Raw genomic sequence first — 17,128 nt, 5'->3', positions numbered from 1 at the left:
TCAGGCTTCCTGGAGGACTTCCTGGCACACATCGACCCACTGCGCATCCACCAGCTCGGCCATCCGTTGCGGGGCGATGCGGACCGCGCTGTGCACCGCCCCGGCGGCCGGAAGCACTTCGTCGAAGGCTTGCAGCGAGACATCGCAGTACACCGCCAGCGGCGTCGCCAGGCCGAACGGGCAGACTCCGCCGACCGGGTGCCCGGTCAGCTCGACCACGTCCTCGGCGCCGAGCATCTTCGCCTTGCCGCCGAAGGCGGCCTTGATCTTGCGGTTGTCCAGCCGCGCGTCGCCGCGCGCCACTACCAGTACGGTGCGCTCGCCGACCCGCAGCGACAGGGTCTTGGCGATGCGCCCCGGCTCCACGCCATGGGCCTCGGCGGCCAGGGCGACGGTGGCGGTGCTGGTTTCCAGCTCGATGATGCGCAGGTCCGGGGCTTTCTCGGCGAAGAACCGCCGGACGGATTCGAGGCTCATGGGGTGGGCTCCTTGGCGAAAACCCACGAACTTATGCAAGCGCGCCGAGGCTGTCCAGCACCGCGCGCTCAGGCGAAGCGCACGCAGTAGATCGGCGGCAGGTTGGCGGAGAGCTGCTGCCAGTCCTCCCCGCCGTTCTCGCTGAGCCACAGGCCGCCGGTGGTCGAGCCCATGGCCAGGCGCTCGCCGCTGGGGGCGATGTCCAGGCCGTGGCGGTAGACCAGGTCGTAGGCCGGGCCATCGGGCAGGCCGCGCTCGAGGGTCTCGAAGCTGTGGCCACCGTCGCGGGTGCGGGTGACCACGAAACGGGCGTCCCTGGGAATGCGGCATTCGTCCTTGGTCGCCGGGACGAACCAGGCCGTGTCCGGCTGCCGCGGATGCACGGCGACGGCGAAGCCGAAGCTGGACGGCTCGGCGACCACGCCCTGCCAATGCAGGCCGCCGTCGCGGGAACGGAAGATGCCGTTGTGGTGCTGCACCCAGAGGAACTCCGGGCGCGCCTGGCACTGCACCAGGCGGTGCGGGTCCTGGATCGCCGCTTCCTCGCTCTGCTCCGGCGGCATGTAGTCGGCGCGCATGCCTCTGGTGGTGCAGGTCCAGCTGCGGCCGTCGTCGTGGCTCTGCCAGACGCCGCCGCAAGACACCGCGACGGTGAGGTGGCGACTGTCGCGTGGGTCGACGCAGATGGAATGGATGCCGGGATGGTCGTAGCCGCCGCCGAACCACTGGGCGCGTTCGGGTCGTTCCCAGAGTTCGCGGTTGAGGCGCCAGCTGGCGCCACGGTCGTCGGAGCGGAACAGGCCGCCGGGGATGGTCCCGGCCCACAGCGTGCCGGGCCGGTCGGCGCCGCCTGGCTCGAGGATCCACAACTGCTGTAGCGACCAGGGTGGCTCCGCCGCCTGGCCTTCCAGCGGTTCGGCCGCTGGCGGCTGCGGCGGATAGACCGGCACCGCGCATTCCATCCAGTCCGTCGCGCCGGCGTCGCGACGCCACAGCTTGACGCCGAAATGGCCGAGGTTCAGCGCCGCGTAGAGCGCGCCATCGCGCGGGTCGGCGAGGAGCATGCTCAGCGGCTCGCCGAGGAAGTGGCTGGCCATCGGCAGCCACTGGCCCGCCGCGTTGCGCCGCAGCTCGAACAGGCCCTTGCGGGTGCCGACATAGAGTCGCTCGCTCACCGGATGTCCTCCTCTGTTGGTCAACCGCCGCTCAGCGCCTGCACCACGTAGATCTCGCTATCGTCTTGGAGCGGATCGCCCAATCCCCGGCGATCGCGGACCTGCACGCCATCGACGAACAGCGCCACATGCCGGCGCAGACTGCCCTGGTCGTCGAGCAGGTAGCCGCGCAAGCGCGGCTCGCGGGCGAAGGCCGCCTGCAAGGCGGCGGCGACGGTGGCGGCGCCGACGTCCAGCGCGGGCATGGCGACGTGCCGCTGGATGGCCGGGGCGAAGACGATACGGGGCATGCCGAGGCTCGCGGAAATGGCTCTGCCGGAACAGTGTAGAAGTCCTGCAGGCCACGGCTGGCGCGGCCCGCCCAGCGGTCAGCACACTCCGCAGCGACGCTCGTCGGCCATCCCGGCCGCTCGGCGCGGGCCTCCTATACTGCCCCGGCCAGCGAAAAAACCGCCGTCGCCTGTCGATCCGCCGGCCTGCCGTTCGACCAGTTCGGGAGGCGGGCCAGAACGGGCCGTCATTGCGCAGAACAACAAGGAGAACGCAGATGAGATTCATGGTGATCGTCAAGGCCACCCAGGCTTCCGAAGCCGGCGAGATGCCCAGCGAGGAACTGCTCGCGGCGATGGGCCGCTACAACGAGGAACTGGTCAAGGCCGGGGTGATGCTCGCCGGCGAAGGGCTACAGCCCAGCGCCAAGGGCGCCCGGGTGCGTTTCTCCGGCAACGCGCGGACGGTGATCGACGGCCCCTTCGCCGAGACCCGCGAGCTGATCGCCGGTTTCTGGATGTTCCAGGTGGCCTCCCTGGAAGAGGCCATCGAGTGGGTCAAGCGATGCCCGAACCCATTCGACGGCGAATCCGAGATCGAGATCCGCCAGGTCTTCGAGGCCGAGGACTTCGGCGAGGAGTTCACCCCGGAACTGCGCGAGCGCGAGGAGCGCCTGCGCGCCGAGCTGGAAAAACGCAACTGAACCGCCCCGCACTCCGCCAAGAACGAGGAAAGCGCCATGCAAATCGTCCCCTACCTGATCTTCAACGGTAATTGCCGGGAGGCCTTCAGCTGCTACCACCAGCACCTGGGCGGCACCCTGGAGGCCATGCTGCCGTTCGGCGACAGCCCCGAGTGCGGCGACATCCCGGCCGACTGGAAGGACAAGATCATGCACGCACGGCTGGTGGTCGGCAGCTTCGCCCTGATGGCCTCGGACAATCACCCGGCCTATCCCTACGAAGGCATCAAGGGCTGTTCCATCAGCCTCAACGTCGACAGCAAGGCCGAGGCCGAGCGCCTGTTCAACGCCCTCGCCGAGGGCGGCTCGGTCCAGATGCCGCTGGGCCCGACCTTCTGGGCGGCGAGCTTCGGCATGTTCACCGACCGCTTCGGCGTGGCCTGGATGGTCAACTGCGAGCAGGACCGGTAGCGTCCGCTACGCGGGCCCGCCGCCAGGTGAATCAGCGGCGGGCCCGCGTTCCACTGTGCGCGAGTCGCGATCGATAGACGCACTGCTGCGATAATTTAGGTTGCATTTTAAAACCAAAATTCCTAGCCTCCGCTTTAGTTTCATATTGAAACCTTACGGAGCGCTTCGCATGCCATCCTCGCCATCCTCCCTCCCCTCCGCGCTGGTGCTGCTGTTCGCCGTCGCCTGCGGTCTCAGCGTGGCCAACGTCTATTACGCCCAGCCGCTGCTGGACGTCCTCGGTGCCGAGTTCGCCATCGGCCAGGCCGGGGTCGGCCTGCTGTTCGGCGCGACCCAGGCCGGTTGCGCCCTGGCGCTGCTGCTGGTGGTGCCGCTGGGCGACCTGCTGGAGCGGCGCCGGCTGATGTTCGTCCAGCTCCTGCTGCTGGTGCTGTCGCTGCTGCTGGTGGGCTTCGCCGGCGATACCCTCGGCCTGGCGCTGGGGCTGCTCGGACTGGGCCTGCTCGGCACCGCCATGACCCAGGGACTGCTGGCCTACGCCGCGGCGCTGGCGGCGCCTGGCGAGCGCGGGCGGGTGGTCGGCGCGGCGCAGGGCGGCGTGGTGATCGGCCTGCTGCTGGCGCGCAGCCTGGCCGGGCTGCTCGCCGACCTCGGCGGCTGGCGCAGCGTCTACCTGGTCTCGGCAGCGAGCATGGGCGGGCTCGGCCTGCTGCTCTGGCGGGTACTGCCGGCGGCGCCGAGCAACGAACTGGGGCTGACCTACCGGCAACTGCTCGGCTCGATGTTCGACCTGCTGGCGAGCCAGCGCGTGCTGCAGGTGCGCGGCCTGCTCGGGCTGTTGATGTTCGCCGCCTTCGGGGTGTTCTGGAGCAGCCTGGTATTGCTGCTCGGCGCGCCGCCGCATTCGCTGTCGCACAGCGCCATCGGCGCCTTCGGCCTGGTCGGCGCGCTCGGCGCGCTGGGCGCGGCGCGGGCCGGCAGCCTGGCCGATCGCGGCCACGCCCAGGCGCTCAGCGGCGGCGCCCTGCTGCTGTTGCTGCTGTCCTGGCTGCCGCTCGCCCTCGGCGCGCATTCGCTGGCGGCGCTGATTCTCGGCGTGCTGCTGCTCGATCTCGCCGGCCAGGCGATCCATGTGCTCAACCAGAGCCTGGTCTTCGCCATCGACCCGCGCGCCCACAGCCGCCTGGTGGGTTGCTACATGCTGTTCTACGCCGCCGGCAGCGGCCTCGGCGCCAGCGCCGGCACCGCCATGTACGCCTGGGCCGGCTGGGACGCGGTGAGCCTGCTCGGCGCGGCGATCAGCCTGGCGGCCCTGGCGTTCTGGTGGTTCACCCGTGGCGTTGGCGGCGAAGCGCGTACGGCCTGCGCCAACGGCGCCTGAGCCGGCTTCAATCGAGTTCGCGCAGGCGCTGCTCGATGAAGCGCCGCTCCGGCTCCTGGCGCGCCAGGGCCAGCGCCGCGCGGTAGGCCTCGCGGGCCTCGCGGCGGCGACCGAGACGGCGGCAGAAGTCGGCACGCGCCGAGTGCGCCAGGTGGTAATCGGCCAGTTCACCTCGCGCCAGCAACGCATCGACCACGGCCAGCCCGACCTCGACGCCATCGCGCATGGCCAAGGCCACGGCGCGGTTGAGTTCGACCACCGGCGACGGCGCCAGGTACAGCAGCGCGTCGTAGAGGGCGACGATCCGTGCCCAGTCGGTGTCCTCGGCGCGCGGCGCCTGGGCATGCACCGCAACGATCGCCGCCTGCAGGGTGTAGGGCCCGACGCGGCGGCTGGCCAGGGCCCGCTCGACCAGGCCGAGCCCCTCGACGATCAGTCCACGATCCCACAGAGCGCGGTCCTGCTCGTCGAGCCGCACCAGTTCGCCGCTGGCCGAGATCCGCGCCTGGCGCCGCGAGTCGTGCAGCAACATCAGGGCGAGCAGGCCGAGGGCCTCGGGGTCGGGCAGCAGCTCGACCAGCAGGCGGCCGACGCGGATCGCCTCGCCGCTGAGATCGGCGCGGGTCAGGCTGGCGCCGGTGGAGGCCGAGTAGCCCTCGTTGAACACCAGGTAGATCACTTGCAGGACGTTGCCCAGCCGCTCGGGGAGTTCCTCCAGGGTCGGTACCTGGTAGGGAATCCGGGCCTCGCGGATCTTGTTCTTGGCCCGCACGATGCGTTGGGCGATGGCGCTGGGCGCGGCGAGGAAGGCGCGGGCGATCTCCTCGGTGCGCAGGTCGCAGACCTCGCGCAGGGTCAGCGCCACCTGTGCCTCGGGGGTCAGCGCCGGGTGGCAGCAGGTGAAGATCAGGCGTAGCCGGTCGTCTTCCACCGCATCGCCCTCCTCCGCCGGCGCCTCGGCCTGCTCTTCCAGTTGCTCGGCGAGCAGTCGCTGCGAGGCGTCGAAGCGCGCTCGCCGGCGCAGGTTGTCGATGGCCTTGAAGCGCCCAGCGGAAACCAGCCAGGCGCGCGGGTTGCGCGGGATACCGTCGCGCGGCCACTGCTCGACGGCGGCGATGAAGGCGTCGTGCAAGGCCTCCTCGGCCAGCTCGAAATCGCCGAGCAGGCGGATCAGGGTCGCTAGCACGCGCCGCGACTCCTCGCGGTACAGCGCCTCGATGCGGCTGCGCAACGGCTCGCCGTGCTCCCTCAATGGCTGGCCTGCGCGTGGCAGCAGGCGCTTTTCGGCGCCTCGTCGTAGCGGTCGTGGTGACGCAGCCAGTCCATGATCGCGTCCTCGTTGCGCCCCTTGGGCGTCAGGTCGAGGAAGGTGTAGGTGGTGAGCAGGATGTCGAGGCCGCGCGCATAGGCCGAATAGGTGTGGAACACCTCGCCCGCCGGATTGCGCAGGAACACGCTGGCACCCGGCATTTCCTCGCCGGCGTCGGGGGTCGGCTGGTAGTTGTAGTCGACGCTGCCGGCGGCCAGTTGCGCCTTGTCGAAGGACACCCCGAAGTCACGGTTGAAATCGCTGCCGTACGAGGAGTACCAGTCGAAACGCCAGCCCATGCGCCGGCGGAACGCCTGGAACTCTTCCAGGGGCGCGCGCGATACCGCCACCAGGCTGACGTCGTGGTGCGCCAGGTGCCGGTTGGCGCCGTCGATGTGGTCGGCGAGGAACGAACAGCCGACGCAGCCTTCGCTCCAGCCCGGCGCGAACATGAAGTGGTAGACGATTAGCTGGCTATTGCCGCCGAACAACTCGGCCAGCGAACGCTCACCGCGCTCGCCCTGGAAGCGGTAGTCCTTGTCCACCCTGACCCAGGGCAGCTCGCGTCGTTCGGCGGCGACCTGGTCGCGCAGGCGGGTGAGTTGCTTTTCCCGCGCCAGCAGGCGGCGACGGGCGTCCAGCCATTGTTCCCGGCTGCTCACCGGGTGGTCCTGCAAAGAAGGATTCATTGCCGATTCTCCACGGAAATTCTCGGTTTTCCAGCCTGCCCGGGGTCGTTCCGCCAGCGGCGCCGGCGCCCGGTCGCCAGGGCGAAGCCGGCCAGCGAAGCGCCGCCGGCGCACACCAGGGACAGGGATGCGATGCACAGGGGGCACATGCTTCACCTCCGGCGCCGGGCGCCCTCACTCCCATTCCTTGACCGGTCGCACCTCGACGCAGCCGAGCCGTCCCGGCGGAATCTTCGCGGCGATCTGCAGGGCCTGGTTGAGGTCACGCGCCTCGATCAGGTAGAAGCCGCCGAGTTGCTCCTTGGTCTCGGCGAACGGCCCGTCGGTCATCGCCAGCCGCCCACCCTGGTGGCGCAGGGTGGTGGCGGTCTGCACCGACTGCAGGGCGTGCGAGGCGATGTAGTGGCCGGCCTTGCCCAACTGGTCGGAGTAGGTCATGCACTCGTCGACGATGGCGGCAAGCTCCTCGGCCGGCACGGCGGCCAGCTTCGCTTCGTCGAAATAGATCAGGCAGAGGTATTTCATGGCGGTGGGCTCCTGGTGCGGATCGACGATCCGTTCGTTCGGTAGTCGCCCGGCGAGGGCGCCTTTCGACAGTGGCGGGGAAAAAAGCCCGCGGCGCGGACGAACGGTCGGCGCTCGCCGTGGAACGCCGCCGACCGCAGCACAAGCCTAGACCCGCCCGACCACCAGGCGCGGGCCGTCGGTCAGGGCTGACGCGGTGCGTAGGGATTCAGGCGGGGATCGCGCAGCGGGCTTTCCCGGGTCGGCCCGGGATCGTCCTGGCGCAGGCGGAGACTGCCGTTGCCGATCTTCAAGCCGTCCTTGGTCGTCGCCTCCCCGTCGGCGCTGGCCGCGTCGCTACCCGGCAGGTCCGGCTCGGCGGCCTCCGGTTGCGGCTGTGGCGCGCTGCCCATGGGCAACGGCGCGACCGGCGGCGCGGCGGGCAAGGCTGCCGGCAGCTCGTCCGGCAGGGGCGCGGCGAGGGTCGGTTGGCCCAGGCCGGCGAGCACCATGGCCAGGAGCAGGAAAAGGACACGCGACATGACAAAGCCTCGATAGGCCTCGGGACTTCCACCATAGCCGCGCAACGGCCCCGGCGAGCGAAGTACGGACCGGTGGCATCGCGCATTGGAAAAAGGGAATTCCTGGAATTGTTCGATAGGACCCTGGCCACCTCCGTCAGCTGTCAATCGACTTTTCGAACAACGCGCCCGCCCCCTATTAGAACAGCGCAAAAAAACTCGATCAAAAGTACAGCCTGGGCATGAGGTCGCGGATATAACCTGAAATCGAATTGCGCCCCGGCGTAGTTGCTCCGGTAACACTTCGCAGACGCAGGAGTCGAACGCCACCGAAAAGAAGATAGCACTTGCCAGAGAAACTTCCGCAGGTCCCAACGAACATCCCGGCACGCACTCGCCTCGCCATCTTTCTTCCATTCAAAGACCCGCCCACATGTAAATGAGTGGAGTAGCCAATGACGCTATTGGATATCGAAAAGCTGCTGGACATGACTCACCACATGTCGGTGCACATTCCCATCGAACTGATCATTTCCTGGGAGCAGAGCGAAGAGGCCTGGAGTGTGAAAGACAACTGTCTCAACTTCGTCTATGTCAATCGTCGCTATACCGAACTGATCACCCCGCGGTTCGGCCAGAAGAACTCCCTGCTGTCCCCCTTCAGTGCCAGCATCGAAGAGCACGACAAGCTGGTCATCCAGACCGGCAAGCGCATCGAGGCCCTGGCGCTGCTCAGGCCGGACGACCATCCGGCGCCCTGCTGCCTGTACTTCGAGCGCATGCCGCTGTATGACCGGCGCGGCAACCGCACCGGGGTGATCGCCCATGCCAAGACCCTGACCTCGGTCGCCCCGCGCGGCTTCATCGCCACCGACGGCATCGGTACCTTCACCTTCACGCCCCCCTCGGAGTTGTTCACCTCGCGCGAATGGGACGTGATCTACCTGCTGCTTTCCGGTCTCTCGGAAAAAGAAATAGCCGAACAGATCAGCCGCTCCCTGAGTACCGTCAAGTTTCACAAGAGCAACATCTTCCAGAAGGTCGGTTGCAGTTGCATCGGCGCCTTCAAGGCACTCGCCCGGCAAAAGAAGTGGAACTTCTATATCCCGCCGACCTTCGCCAGCGCCAAGTACATCATCAATCACTAGTCGCGCCTCGCGAGAGCCTTCGGCGTGCCGGGCGACGCTTTTGCCGGCGAAACCGAGCGGTTCGAATGGACAAGGACAACAGCATGTCTCGAAACAATCCTTCGCGTCATTCAATACTCGTCACTTCCAACATAAACGCGGCCAATGATGCGAATCGTCTTTCCGAGCTTTGTCGACAACTGGAAATACGCGGCTATCGGCTCTTCCAGGCGCCAAGCCGCAAGGTCGCCCTGGATTTTCTCGGCAACGCCGCGCACCCCGCCGGCATCCTCCTGCTCGTCGCGGAGCCGACAGGCGAGAACGAAGCCGCACAATTGGCGGCGCTCGATGAACTCCGCCAGCTCGCGCCGTCCATCCCGCTGTTCCTGTTGTTTCGTCAACTGCGCATCGAGCAGTTGTCCAGCCAGCTACTGGACGAGGCCCAGGGATGCTTCAACCTGGCCGCCGGCCCCGCACGCTTCATCGCCGAGCGCATCGACAGCGACCTGCGCGAATGGCGCGCCCCGGCGGGCCCCAGGCGGCTGCGCGACTATGCCCCGCCGGTCCCGCGCACGCCGGTGAGTGCCCGCTACAACGGACGCGCACACCTCGACCTGGCGCCGGCCAAGCAGTGGCGGATCGGCTCGGGGAGCACCGCGGAGCGCCTGGCGACACCGCTGAACGACCTCTCCACGGCCTACCGCAAGACGTCCGCAGGAGCCCCGGCGGCGCACGCCGGCGACATCGCCGAGGCCTTTCGCCGGGCGCTCTGGGAAGCCGCTGCGCGGCTCGCCAGGGAGGATGGCGATACGTGGTTCTTCGAGATACTGCGGGGCAACCCGGGGCCTGGCATCGAGGCCGGCCGGGAGACGCCGGCGAAGCGCTGGCACGGGCTCGCCGAGACACTCGACAGCAGTCCTCGGCTGGACCCGCTGCGCGTCGCCCTGAGCGCCCCCGGCCTCGATTCGCGCGGTCGCCCGGCCAGCTTCGGAGTACCCGCCGCGGTGGTCTGCCGCTACCTGCGCCGGCACGGCATCGCCCCGTTGCGCACCGGCGACTATCGCTTCCTGCTGCTGTTTCCCCAGGGCGCCAGGGCGGAACACGCGCAGCCGCTGGTGGACAGGCTGTGCGAATTCAAACGCCGGCACGACGACGATGCGCCGCTGAAGCAGGTGTTGCCGGAGTTGCTCGACAGCTCGCCGCTGTACCGCTACATCGGCCTGCGCGAACTCTGCGCGATGATCCACGAAGCCAGCCTGCGGCTGCACCTGACCGCCCTCGCCGACGCCGCCGCCAGGGCTGCCGGCCACGCCGCGCTGGCGCCGGCCACGGTCTATGGGCACCTGGTCAGGGACGAAACCGAAGCGGTGGCGATCGACAGGCTCGGCGGCCGTGTGGTCGCCAGCCTGGTCGGCGTCCATCCGGCGGCCACGCCGCTGCTGTTGCCCGGCGAACGGGTGGCCGAGGAATCACCGGCGCTGATCGACTACCTGCTGGCCTTGCAGGCCTTCGGCGAGCACTTTCCCGGTTTAGCTCCCGAGTTGCAGGGCATCGAGATCGATGAGCGCGGCCGCTACCGGGTCCGTTGCGTCAGGCCGGCCGCCCTCGCCCGCGGCTCCGGCCTGCGCCTGGCCACGCGCCGGCCGGACTGAGGCGCGCCGTTCAGCGCAGCGCCTTGCTCAACTGGCCACGGTGCTTGAGTTCCAGGCGCTGGACGAAGGCCTGGAGGATGCGCCGGTAGAGTTCGTCGCCGAGCTGGCCGTCCTCGACGCCGGCATCGATATTCGGGTTGTCGTTGACCTCAATGACCAGCACCTTGTCGCCGGCCTGCTTCAGGTCCACCCCGTAGAGGCCGTCGCCGATCCGCCCGGCGGCCTCCAGGGCCAGCTCCAGCACCGCCGGCGGCACCTGCTCCAGCGGCACGGCGCGGCACTCGCCGTTGACGTCCTGGCCGTCGGCCTTGTGGTTGTAGATCTGCCAGTGGCCGCGCGACATGAAGTACTGGCAGGCGTACAGCGGTTGGCGGTCGAGCACGCCGATGCGCCAGTCGTACTCGGTGTAGAAGAACTCCTGGGCCAGCAACAGGACCGAGCGCTCGAACAGCTCGCTCGCCGCCGCCAGCAGTTCGCTGTCGTCGTTGACCTTGACCACGCCACGGGAGAAGCAGCCATCGGGAATCTTCAGCACCAGCGGGAAGCCCAGGCGCCGGGCCACCCGCTGCCAGTCCTGCGGGCGTTCCTTGTAGAGGATCTCGGTGAGCGGCATGCCCAGTTGCCGGCAACCAAGCAGGTCGGCCAGGTAGACCTTGTTGGTGCAGCGCAGGATCGATGCCGGGTCGTCCATCACCACCAGGCCTTCGCGCTCGGCCTTCTCGGCGAAGCGATAGGTATGGTGGTCGACCCGGGTGGTCTCGCGGATCAGCAGGGCGTCGAACTCGGCCAGGCGCGCGTAGTCCTTGCGTCCGATCAGTTCGACGTCGATGCCGAGGCTGGCGCCGACCCGTACGAAGTTGGCCAGCGCCTGCGGGTTGGACGGCGGCAGCGCTTCGTCGGGATCGTGGAGGATCGCCATGTCGTAGCGCGCCACCCGCCGCGAACGCGGCATGCGCCAGGCGCGCCGGCTGAAACCGTCGAGGGCGTCGGCGAAAACGTCCTCCTGGTCGCTGCGCAGGCGGTTCAGCACGCCAGGGCGCACGCCCTCGATATGCCAGCCCTGCTGGCGACGGAACTCCACCAGCAGGATCGGACAGGGAAAGGCTTCGAACAACTGGCGGGCGAGGTCGGCCAGTGGCTCGAACTCGGTATGGCCGAAATACAGGGTCAGGGTGAAGCCGTCGGTGGCGCCATAGGGCGTACGGCACAGCGCCTTGTCCAGGGCCTTGTCGAGGCCACCCAGGGCCAGCCCGTACACCGACTTGCGAGCCAGTTCGCTGATGCAGCGCAGCGACGGGATCACCCGGTGGCCACGGGCCTCGGCCAGCAGCGAACAGTAGTAGCCGAGGCCGAGGTACTTGTAGCCGCGGCACAGGTTGATCACCTGCACGCGGCGGCCGCCGTGGTCGCGCGCCGATTGCTCGAGGTATTCCTGGGCGGTGAGTACTTCCTCGCTGGGCAGGTAGGAGGCCCAGTCCTCGCGTCGCTCGACGACGATCATCAGGCGGCTGCCGAGGTCGGCGAGAGCCGGCGGTCGGGGTTGCTCGACGAGGGTCATGCGGAGCGACCCGTCGAGGGTGGCTAACGAGGCTGCTGACATGAGTGGCGGTATCCTCTGAATGACGGTACCTGCCGTTCTAGACCTGCCGGCGCCTCCTGTCGCGCCTCGTTACGCAAGCTTTACGAGCGCCGCCGCCAGACGCCGGCGCGGCAACCGGCCAGGGCCGCCGGGCACCGCGCAGCGAGTGCCGAGGAGCATTTTTACGCTGGCGTTGCGCGCTCGTCAGGCCAGGCTGTCGAGCACCCCGCCGTCGACCCGCAGGGCCGCGCCGGTGGTCGCCGAGGCCTGGGTCGAGCAGGTGTAGACCACCAGGTTGGCGACTTCCTCGGGCGTCGCCAGGCGCTGGATGATCGAACTGGAACGGTGCTGCCGGACAAAGGCGGTGCCGGCCTCTTCTATGCTCTGCCCGGCCTTCTGCGCATCCTCGCGAAGCATCTCGGCGACGCCTTCGGTGAGGGTTGGTCCGGGCAGCACCGCATTCACCGTCACCCCGGTGCCGGCCAGGCGCTTGGCCAGGCCGCGCGACACCGAGAGGTTGGCGGTCTTGCTGAAGCCGTAGTGGATCATGTCCGCCGGGATGTTCAACGCCGATTCCGAAGACAGGAACACCACTCGCCCCCAACCGCGCTCGACCATTCCCGGGACGTAGGCGCGGGCCAGGCGTACCCCGGACATCACGTTGACCTCGAAGAAGCGGCTCCACTCGGCGTCCTCGATGTCGAAGAAGTCCTTCAGCTCGAAGATGCCCAGGTTGTTGACCAGGATGTCCGCCTTCGGCTCGGCCGCGACGAAGGCCGCGCAGCCTTCCGCCGTACCCAGGTCGCCGGCGACGCCGCGTATCCTGGCATCCGGCTGGCCGTTCCGGATCGCCGCGATCGCACGGTCCACCGCCGCCTGGCTGCGTCCGTTGACCACCACGGTGGCGCCGGCGGCGGCGAGGCCGCTGGCGATGGCGAAGCCGATGCCGGCGGTGGAACCGCTGACGATTGCCAGTTTGTCGCTCAGATCGATCTGCATGGGAGTCTCCTGTCGAGTGACGAACCGCTCAGGAACGCGGCTCGGGGAACAGACGACAGCCTAGACCAGCCAGCGTTCCGTGCCCGCCCTGGGCCTCAGAGACGCAGGCCGAGGTTGATCATCGCCGCCGAATTGCCGAGCAGCACCAGCTCGCTGCCCAGCGGGCCGAAGCGAACGCCCACCGAGGGGATGATCGCCGGCGCGACGCCGAAGCGGTTCAGCGGGATCTTGTCGCGGTATTCGCCGCGATAGCCCTGCAACAGGCCGCCGGTGAGCTTCAGGTAGACCGGGTAGCTGTCACTGTCGAAGCGCTTGCCCAGGTAGGCGTAGTTGGAGCGCTGGCTGAACGAGTTGCGAAAGGTCGCGCCGCCGGCCAGCACGCCATCGGCGCGGTTGTATTCGAGGCCGAGCAGGTCCTGGTGATTGTTGTGTTCCGGATCCGGGTTGAAATGCCGGGTGTAGACGCTGGTCTGCAGGTACCAGAAGTCGCCGTCGTCGGCAGCCCAGGCAGGTGCGGCGAGCACGGCCAGCAGGCTGAGGATGAGATAGCGCATGGGGACTCCAGGCGGCCGTCGCCAGGTAAGGAAGGCAAGACGTGACGGCTTGCGCCTCGCAGCGTGAATTCTGCTGAACCCGGCCTGAATCGGGCCTGAACGAAGCCTGAACAATTTCTGAACGAACCGTCAGAAAAACCCGGAATGGCTCAAGAACGGACCTCGGCGAAACGTTCGGAAAACCGAACGCCATGCCCCGAAAATATTCGGAAGAGCGGACGAAAGGCCATTTCGGGGCATTTTCATCCAAATTTAATTTCTTTTACTTTCAAATATTTAGGCTAAAAAAAGCCGGATTTCATAAGCTGGCATGCATCCTGCCACTACACTGTTCGGCAAGCACGATACTCTCGTGGCTTCCCCCGCCGGGGAAAACCGCGAAACACCCTGTCCCGGAGAGGCCAGGCGCTCGCGGCTCAATAAAAATCAAAACAAGTCGAGGAAGAAATTCATGCGTATCGCTCCCAGTCTGCTGAGCACCGCCATCGTGGCCGCTCTGTTGTCCGCTCCGGTCGTCGCTGACGAGCTCACCGGCACGCTGAAGAAGATCAAGGACACCGGCACCATCACCCTCGGTCACCGTGACGCTTCGATTCCCTTCTCCTACCTCGGCACCGAGCCGGGCAAGCCGATCGGCTACTCCCACGACCTGCAACTGAAAGTGGTCGAGGCGGTGAAGAAGGAACTCAACCTCCCCGAGCTGAAGGTCCGCTATAACCTGGTCACCTCGCAGACCCGCATCCCGCTGGTGCAGAACGGCACCGTGGACATCGAGTGCGGCTCCACCACCAACAACGAAGAGCGCCAGAAGCAGGTCGACTTCTCCGTCGGCATCTTCGAGGTCGGCACCCGCCTGCTGTCGAAGAAGACCGCCAACATCAAGGACTTCGACGACCTCAAGGGCAAGAACGTGGTGACCACCGCCGGCACCACCTCCGAGCGCCTGCTCAAGGCCATGAACGCGGACAAGAAGATGGGCATGAACATCATCTCCGCCAAGGACCACGGCGAGTCCTTCATGATGCTCGAATCCGGCCGCGCGGTGGCCTTCATGATGGACGACGCGCTGCTCTACGGCGAAATGGCCAAGGCCAAGAAGCCGGACGACTGGGTCGTCGGCGGCACCCCGCAGTCCTTCGAGATCTACGGCTGCATGGTGCGCAAGGGCGACGCGGCGTTCAAGAAAGTGGTCGACAAGGCCATCACCGATACCTACGCCTCCGGCGAGGTCAACAAGATCTACGACAAGTGGTTCACCCAGCCGATCCCGCCGAAGGGCCTGAACCTCAACTTCCCCATGAGCGAAGAGCTGAAGAAGCTGATCGCCAGCCCGACCGACAAGGCCGCCGAGCAGATGTAACGAGCGCCTGGCGTTCCTCCCGGAGCGCCAGCGCTTCGCGCGTCGCCCCCGCCTCGCAGCGGGGCCTCGGGGACGCGGGAGGGGCCTGCCCCTCCCCAGCCGTCTCCCCCGGAAGAGCAGCGCCGCCGGCCCGCACGGCCGCGCCGGCGCCTGCCTTCCCCGCCAGTGTCTGCAACCGATTGAACCGAGGGGAAACCCCAACATGAATTACAACTGGGACTGGGGCGTGTTCTTCAAGTCCACCGGGATCGGCAGCGAAACCTACCTCGACTGGTACATCGCCGGTCTGGGCTGGACCATCGCCATCGCCCTGGTCGGCTGGATCATCGCCCTGGCGCTGGGCTCGCTGCTCGGCGTCATGCGCACCGTGCCGAACCGCCTGGTATCGGGGATCGCCACCGCCTACGTGGAAATCTTCCGCAACGTGCCGCTGCTGGTGCAGCTGTTCATCTGGTACTTCCTGGTACCCGACCTGCTGCCCGAGGGCCTGCAGACCTGGTTCAAGCAGGACCTCAACCCGACTACCTCGGCCTACCTCAGCGTGGTCGTCTGCCTCGGCCTGTTCACCGCCGCGCGGGTCTGCGAGCAGGTGCGCACCGGCATCCAGGCGCTGCCCTACGGGCAGACCTCGGCGGCCCGCGCGATGGGCTTCCGCCTGCCGCAGATCTACCGCCACGTGCTGCTGCCGCAGGCCTTCCGGATCATCATCCCGCCGCTGACCTCGGAGTTCCTCAACATCTTCAAGAACTCCTCGGTGGCGTCGCTGATCGGCCTGATGGAGCTGCTGGCGCAGACCAAGCAGACTGCCGAGTTCTCCGCCAACCTGTTCGAGGCCTTCACCCTGGCCACGCTGATCTACTTCACGCTGAACATGAGCCTGATGCTGATCATGCGCCTGGTGGAGAGAAAGGTCGCCGTACCGGGCCTGATCTCCGTAGGAGGTAAATGATGGACTTCAGTGGAATCGTTCCCGCCCTGCCGAGCCTCTGGGAAGGCATGCTGATGACCCTCAAGCTGATGGTCCTCGGCGTCCTCGGCGGCGTCGCGCTGGGTACCGTGCTGGCGCTGATGCGGCTGTCGCACAGCAAGTTGCTGTCGAACATCGCCGGCTTCTACGTCAACTACTTCCGCTCGATCCCGCTGCTGCTGGTGATCACCTGGTTCTACTTCGCGGTGCCCTTCATCCTGCGCTGGATCACCGGCGAGGACACCCCGGTGGGGGCGTTCACCTCCTGCCTGGTGGCCTTCATGATGTTCGAGGCGGCCTACTACTGCGAGATCGTCCGCGCCGGCATCCAGGCCATCCCGAAAGGCCAGATGGGCGCCGCCCAGGCACTGGGCATGACCTACGGGCAGACCATGCGCCTGGTGATCCTGCCGCAGGCGTTCCGCAAGATGACCCCGCTGCTGCTGCAACAGAGCATCATCCTGTTCCAGGACACCTCGCTGGTCTATACCGTCGGCCTGATGGACTTCCTCAATTCGGCCCGTTCGCGCGGCGACATCATCGGCCAGGCCAACGAGTTCCTGATTTTCGCCGGCCTGGTCTACTTCGTCGTAAGCTTCACCGCCTCGTTCGCCGTCAAACGTCTGCAGAAAAGGTTAACCGTATGATTTCCATCAAGAATGTCAGCAAGTGGTATGGCGACTTCCAGGTCCTGACCGACTGCTCCACCGAGGTTGCGAAAGGCGAAGTGGTGGTGGTCTGCGGGCCGTCGGGCTCGGGCAAGTCGACCCTGATCAAGTGCGTCAACGCACTGGAACCCTTCCAGAAGGGCGACATCGTCGTCGACGGCACCTCCATCGCCGATCCGAAGACCAACCTGCCCAAGCTGCGCTCGCGGGTCGGCATGGTGTTCCAGCATTTCGAGCTGTTTCCCCACCTGAGCATCACCGAGAACCTGACCATCGCGCAGATCAAGGTACTCGGCCGCAGCAAGGAAGAAGCCACCAAGAAGGGCCTGGCCCTGCTCGAGCGTGTCGGTCTCAAGGAGCACGCGCACAAGCACCCCGGCCAGCTCTCCGGCGGCCAGCAGCAGCGCGTGGCGATCGCCCGCGCGCTGGCGATGGACCCGGTGGTGATGCTGTTCGACGAGCCGACCTCGGCGCTCGACCCGGAAATGGTCAACGAAGTGCTCGACGTGATGGTCCAGCTGGCCCACGAAGGCATGACCATGATGTGCGTGACCCACGAGATGGGCTTCGCGCGCAAGGTCGCCAACCGGGTGATCTTCATGGACCGCGGGCAGATCGTGGAAGACTGCGAGAAGGAGGAGTTCTTCGGCGACGTCAGCGCCCGCTCCGAACGCGCCCAGCAGTTCCTCGCCAAGATCCTCCCGCACTGATGTACCCGCCCTCGCCGGCCCGCCCGGCGGGGG

19 protein-coding genes are annotated in these 17,128 nt (G+C 67.3%); 9 read left to right on the top strand and 10 right to left on the bottom strand.

What is annotated here, in order from left to right; all coding sequences use genetic code 11:
- From FHW81_RS21635 to FHW81_RS21625, 3 genes are all read right to left on the bottom strand, one after another.
- A complete protein-coding gene (locus FHW81_RS21635) occupies nucleotides 1–477 on the bottom strand; it encodes a YbaK/EbsC family protein (protein WP_003086914.1) in 477 nt (158 codons plus the stop codon).
- 68 nt (nucleotides 478–545) lie between these two features.
- Complete coding sequence (locus FHW81_RS21630) at nucleotides 546–1,652, bottom strand: WD40/YVTN/BNR-like repeat-containing protein (RefSeq protein WP_033992471.1); 1,107 nt, start codon at nucleotides 1,650–1,652, stop codon at nucleotides 546–548.
- A gap of 20 nt (nucleotides 1,653–1,672) precedes the next feature.
- On the bottom strand, nucleotides 1,673–1,942 hold the full coding sequence (locus tag FHW81_RS21625; RefSeq protein WP_003086912.1) for a MoaD/ThiS family protein: 270 nt from the start codon (nucleotides 1,940–1,942) through the stop codon (nucleotides 1,673–1,675).
- Nucleotides 1,943–2,199: 257 nt separating this feature from the next.
- On the opposite strand from FHW81_RS21625, the gene FHW81_RS21620 reads away from it, so the two are divergent.
- The 3 genes from FHW81_RS21620 (at nucleotide 2,200) to FHW81_RS21610 (ending at nucleotide 4,456) form a co-directional block, all read left to right on the top strand.
- The gene (locus FHW81_RS21620) at nucleotides 2,200–2,625 is read left to right on the top strand and encodes a YciI family protein (protein ID WP_003086910.1); all 426 of its coding nucleotides are present in this window, start codon (nucleotides 2,200–2,202) and stop codon (nucleotides 2,623–2,625) included.
- Nucleotides 2,626–2,661: 36 nt separating this feature from the next.
- A complete protein-coding gene (locus FHW81_RS21615; RefSeq protein WP_003082839.1) occupies nucleotides 2,662–3,075 on the top strand; it encodes a VOC family protein in 414 nt (137 codons plus the stop codon).
- Between the two features lie 169 nt (nucleotides 3,076–3,244).
- On the top strand, nucleotides 3,245–4,456 hold the full coding sequence (locus FHW81_RS21610) for an MFS transporter (protein WP_003082806.1): 1,212 nt from the start codon (nucleotides 3,245–3,247) through the stop codon (nucleotides 4,454–4,456).
- Nucleotides 4,457–4,463: 7 nt separating this feature from the next.
- Here FHW81_RS21610 and FHW81_RS21605 read toward each other — a convergent pair whose 3' ends face one another.
- The 4 genes from FHW81_RS21605 to FHW81_RS21590 all read right to left on the bottom strand — a co-directional run bounded on the left by FHW81_RS21605 (nucleotide 4,464) and on the right by FHW81_RS21590 (nucleotide 7,500).
- Complete coding sequence (locus FHW81_RS21605; protein WP_003082803.1) at nucleotides 4,464–5,687, bottom strand: RNA polymerase sigma factor; 1,224 nt, start codon at nucleotides 5,685–5,687, stop codon at nucleotides 4,464–4,466.
- Nucleotides 5,688–5,704: 17 nt separating this feature from the next.
- Entirely contained in the window at nucleotides 5,705–6,454 is a 750-nt protein-coding gene (locus FHW81_RS21600; RefSeq protein WP_003112385.1) for a DUF899 domain-containing protein, read from the bottom strand.
- A gap of 174 nt (nucleotides 6,455–6,628) precedes the next feature.
- Nucleotides 6,629–6,979: a YciI family protein gene (locus FHW81_RS21595; RefSeq protein ID WP_003082795.1), complete on the bottom strand. Its 351-nt coding sequence runs from the start codon at nucleotides 6,977–6,979 to the stop codon at nucleotides 6,629–6,631.
- 182 nt (nucleotides 6,980–7,161) lie between these two features.
- Nucleotides 7,162–7,500, bottom strand: a complete 339-nt coding sequence (locus FHW81_RS21590; protein ID WP_003112384.1) for a hypothetical protein — start codon at nucleotides 7,498–7,500, stop codon at nucleotides 7,162–7,164.
- Between the two features lie 434 nt (nucleotides 7,501–7,934).
- On the opposite strand from FHW81_RS21590, the gene FHW81_RS21585 reads away from it, so the two are divergent.
- On the top strand, nucleotides 7,935–8,627 hold the full coding sequence (locus FHW81_RS21585; RefSeq protein ID WP_003082787.1) for a helix-turn-helix transcriptional regulator: 693 nt from the start codon (nucleotides 7,935–7,937) through the stop codon (nucleotides 8,625–8,627).
- Between the two features lie 65 nt (nucleotides 8,628–8,692).
- The gene (locus tag FHW81_RS21580) at nucleotides 8,693–10,258 is read left to right on the top strand and encodes an Orn/Lys/Arg decarboxylase N-terminal domain-containing protein (RefSeq protein WP_033992473.1); all 1,566 of its coding nucleotides are present in this window, start codon (nucleotides 8,693–8,695) and stop codon (nucleotides 10,256–10,258) included.
- A 10-nt stretch (nucleotides 10,259–10,268) separates the two neighbouring features.
- Here FHW81_RS21580 and FHW81_RS21575 read toward each other — a convergent pair whose 3' ends face one another.
- The 3 genes from FHW81_RS21575 to pagP form a co-directional block, all read right to left on the bottom strand.
- Nucleotides 10,269–11,858, bottom strand: a complete 1,590-nt coding sequence (locus FHW81_RS21575) for a RimK family protein (RefSeq protein ID WP_023087633.1) — start codon at nucleotides 11,856–11,858, stop codon at nucleotides 10,269–10,271.
- A 183-nt stretch (nucleotides 11,859–12,041) separates the two neighbouring features.
- The gene (locus FHW81_RS21570; protein ID WP_003120480.1) at nucleotides 12,042–12,836 is read right to left on the bottom strand and encodes an SDR family NAD(P)-dependent oxidoreductase; all 795 of its coding nucleotides are present in this window, start codon (nucleotides 12,834–12,836) and stop codon (nucleotides 12,042–12,044) included.
- 95 nt (nucleotides 12,837–12,931) lie between these two features.
- On the bottom strand, nucleotides 12,932–13,390 hold the full coding sequence (pagP, locus tag FHW81_RS21565; RefSeq protein ID WP_003082771.1) for a palmitoyltransferase PagP: 459 nt from the start codon (nucleotides 13,388–13,390) through the stop codon (nucleotides 12,932–12,934).
- Nucleotides 13,391–13,841: 451 nt separating this feature from the next.
- Between pagP and FHW81_RS21560 the strand changes: the two genes are divergently transcribed.
- The 4 genes from FHW81_RS21560 (at nucleotide 13,842) to FHW81_RS21545 (ending at nucleotide 17,095) form a co-directional block, all read left to right on the top strand.
- The gene (locus tag FHW81_RS21560; RefSeq protein ID WP_003124984.1) at nucleotides 13,842–14,750 is read left to right on the top strand and encodes a glutamate/aspartate ABC transporter substrate-binding protein; all 909 of its coding nucleotides are present in this window, start codon (nucleotides 13,842–13,844) and stop codon (nucleotides 14,748–14,750) included.
- A 202-nt stretch (nucleotides 14,751–14,952) separates the two neighbouring features.
- On the top strand, nucleotides 14,953–15,699 hold the full coding sequence (locus FHW81_RS21555) for an amino acid ABC transporter permease (protein WP_003082767.1): 747 nt from the start codon (nucleotides 14,953–14,955) through the stop codon (nucleotides 15,697–15,699).
- A complete protein-coding gene (locus FHW81_RS21550) occupies nucleotides 15,696–16,364 on the top strand; it encodes an amino acid ABC transporter permease (protein ID WP_003082765.1) in 669 nt (222 codons plus the stop codon). The genes FHW81_RS21555 and FHW81_RS21550 overlap by 4 nt, the downstream gene beginning before the upstream one ends.
- Nucleotides 16,361–17,095, top strand: coding sequence for an amino acid ABC transporter ATP-binding protein (locus tag FHW81_RS21545; RefSeq protein WP_003082761.1), 735 nt, complete (start codon nucleotides 16,361–16,363; stop codon nucleotides 17,093–17,095). The genes FHW81_RS21550 and FHW81_RS21545 overlap by 4 nt, the downstream gene beginning before the upstream one ends.
- Nucleotides 17,096–17,128 lie beyond the last annotated feature (33 nt).

This window comes from Pseudomonas sp. RC10-4-2, assembly GCF_050433085.1.
Classification (GTDB): domain Bacteria; phylum Pseudomonadota; class Gammaproteobacteria; order Pseudomonadales; family Pseudomonadaceae; genus Pseudomonas; species Pseudomonas aeruginosa.
Note: the sequence above shows the minus strand (reverse complement) of the source record. Positions and strands in the feature narration are given on the sequence as shown.

Bases quoted from the DNA above. Each gene is read 5' to 3' on its own strand.
- FHW81_RS21610 (WP_003082806.1), top strand. From the start codon at position 3,245: ATGCCATCCTCGCCATCCTCCCTCCCCTCCGCGCTGGTGCTGCTGTTC.
- FHW81_RS21555 (WP_003082767.1), top strand. From the start codon at position 14,953: ATGAATTACAACTGGGACTGGGGCGTGTTCTTCAAGTCCACCGGGATC.
- pagP (WP_003082771.1), bottom strand. From the start codon at position 13,390: ATGCGCTATCTCATCCTCAGCCTGCTGGCCGTGCTCGCCGCACCTGCC.
- FHW81_RS21570 (WP_003120480.1), bottom strand. From the start codon at position 12,836: ATGCAGATCGATCTGAGCGACAAACTGGCAATCGTCAGCGGTTCCACC.
- FHW81_RS21545 (WP_003082761.1), top strand. From the start codon at position 16,361: ATGATTTCCATCAAGAATGTCAGCAAGTGGTATGGCGACTTCCAGGTC.
- FHW81_RS21580 (WP_033992473.1), top strand. From the start codon at position 8,693: ATGGACAAGGACAACAGCATGTCTCGAAACAATCCTTCGCGTCATTCA.
- FHW81_RS21625 (WP_003086912.1), bottom strand. From the start codon at position 1,942: ATGCCCCGTATCGTCTTCGCCCCGGCCATCCAGCGGCACGTCGCCATG.
- FHW81_RS21615 (WP_003082839.1), top strand. From the start codon at position 2,662: ATGCAAATCGTCCCCTACCTGATCTTCAACGGTAATTGCCGGGAGGCC.
- FHW81_RS21585 (WP_003082787.1), top strand. From the start codon at position 7,935: ATGACGCTATTGGATATCGAAAAGCTGCTGGACATGACTCACCACATG.
- FHW81_RS21600 (WP_003112385.1), bottom strand. From the start codon at position 6,454: ATGAATCCTTCTTTGCAGGACCACCCGGTGAGCAGCCGGGAACAATGG.
- FHW81_RS21575 (WP_023087633.1), bottom strand. From the start codon at position 11,858: ATGTCAGCAGCCTCGTTAGCCACCCTCGACGGGTCGCTCCGCATGACC.
- FHW81_RS21590 (WP_003112384.1), bottom strand. From the start codon at position 7,500: ATGTCGCGTGTCCTTTTCCTGCTCCTGGCCATGGTGCTCGCCGGCCTG.
- FHW81_RS21635 (WP_003086914.1), bottom strand. From the start codon at position 477: ATGAGCCTCGAATCCGTCCGGCGGTTCTTCGCCGAGAAAGCCCCGGAC.
- FHW81_RS21620 (WP_003086910.1), top strand. From the start codon at position 2,200: ATGAGATTCATGGTGATCGTCAAGGCCACCCAGGCTTCCGAAGCCGGC.
- FHW81_RS21550 (WP_003082765.1), top strand. From the start codon at position 15,696: ATGATGGACTTCAGTGGAATCGTTCCCGCCCTGCCGAGCCTCTGGGAA.
- FHW81_RS21560 (WP_003124984.1), top strand. From the start codon at position 13,842: ATGCGTATCGCTCCCAGTCTGCTGAGCACCGCCATCGTGGCCGCTCTG.
- FHW81_RS21595 (WP_003082795.1), bottom strand. From the start codon at position 6,979: ATGAAATACCTCTGCCTGATCTATTTCGACGAAGCGAAGCTGGCCGCC.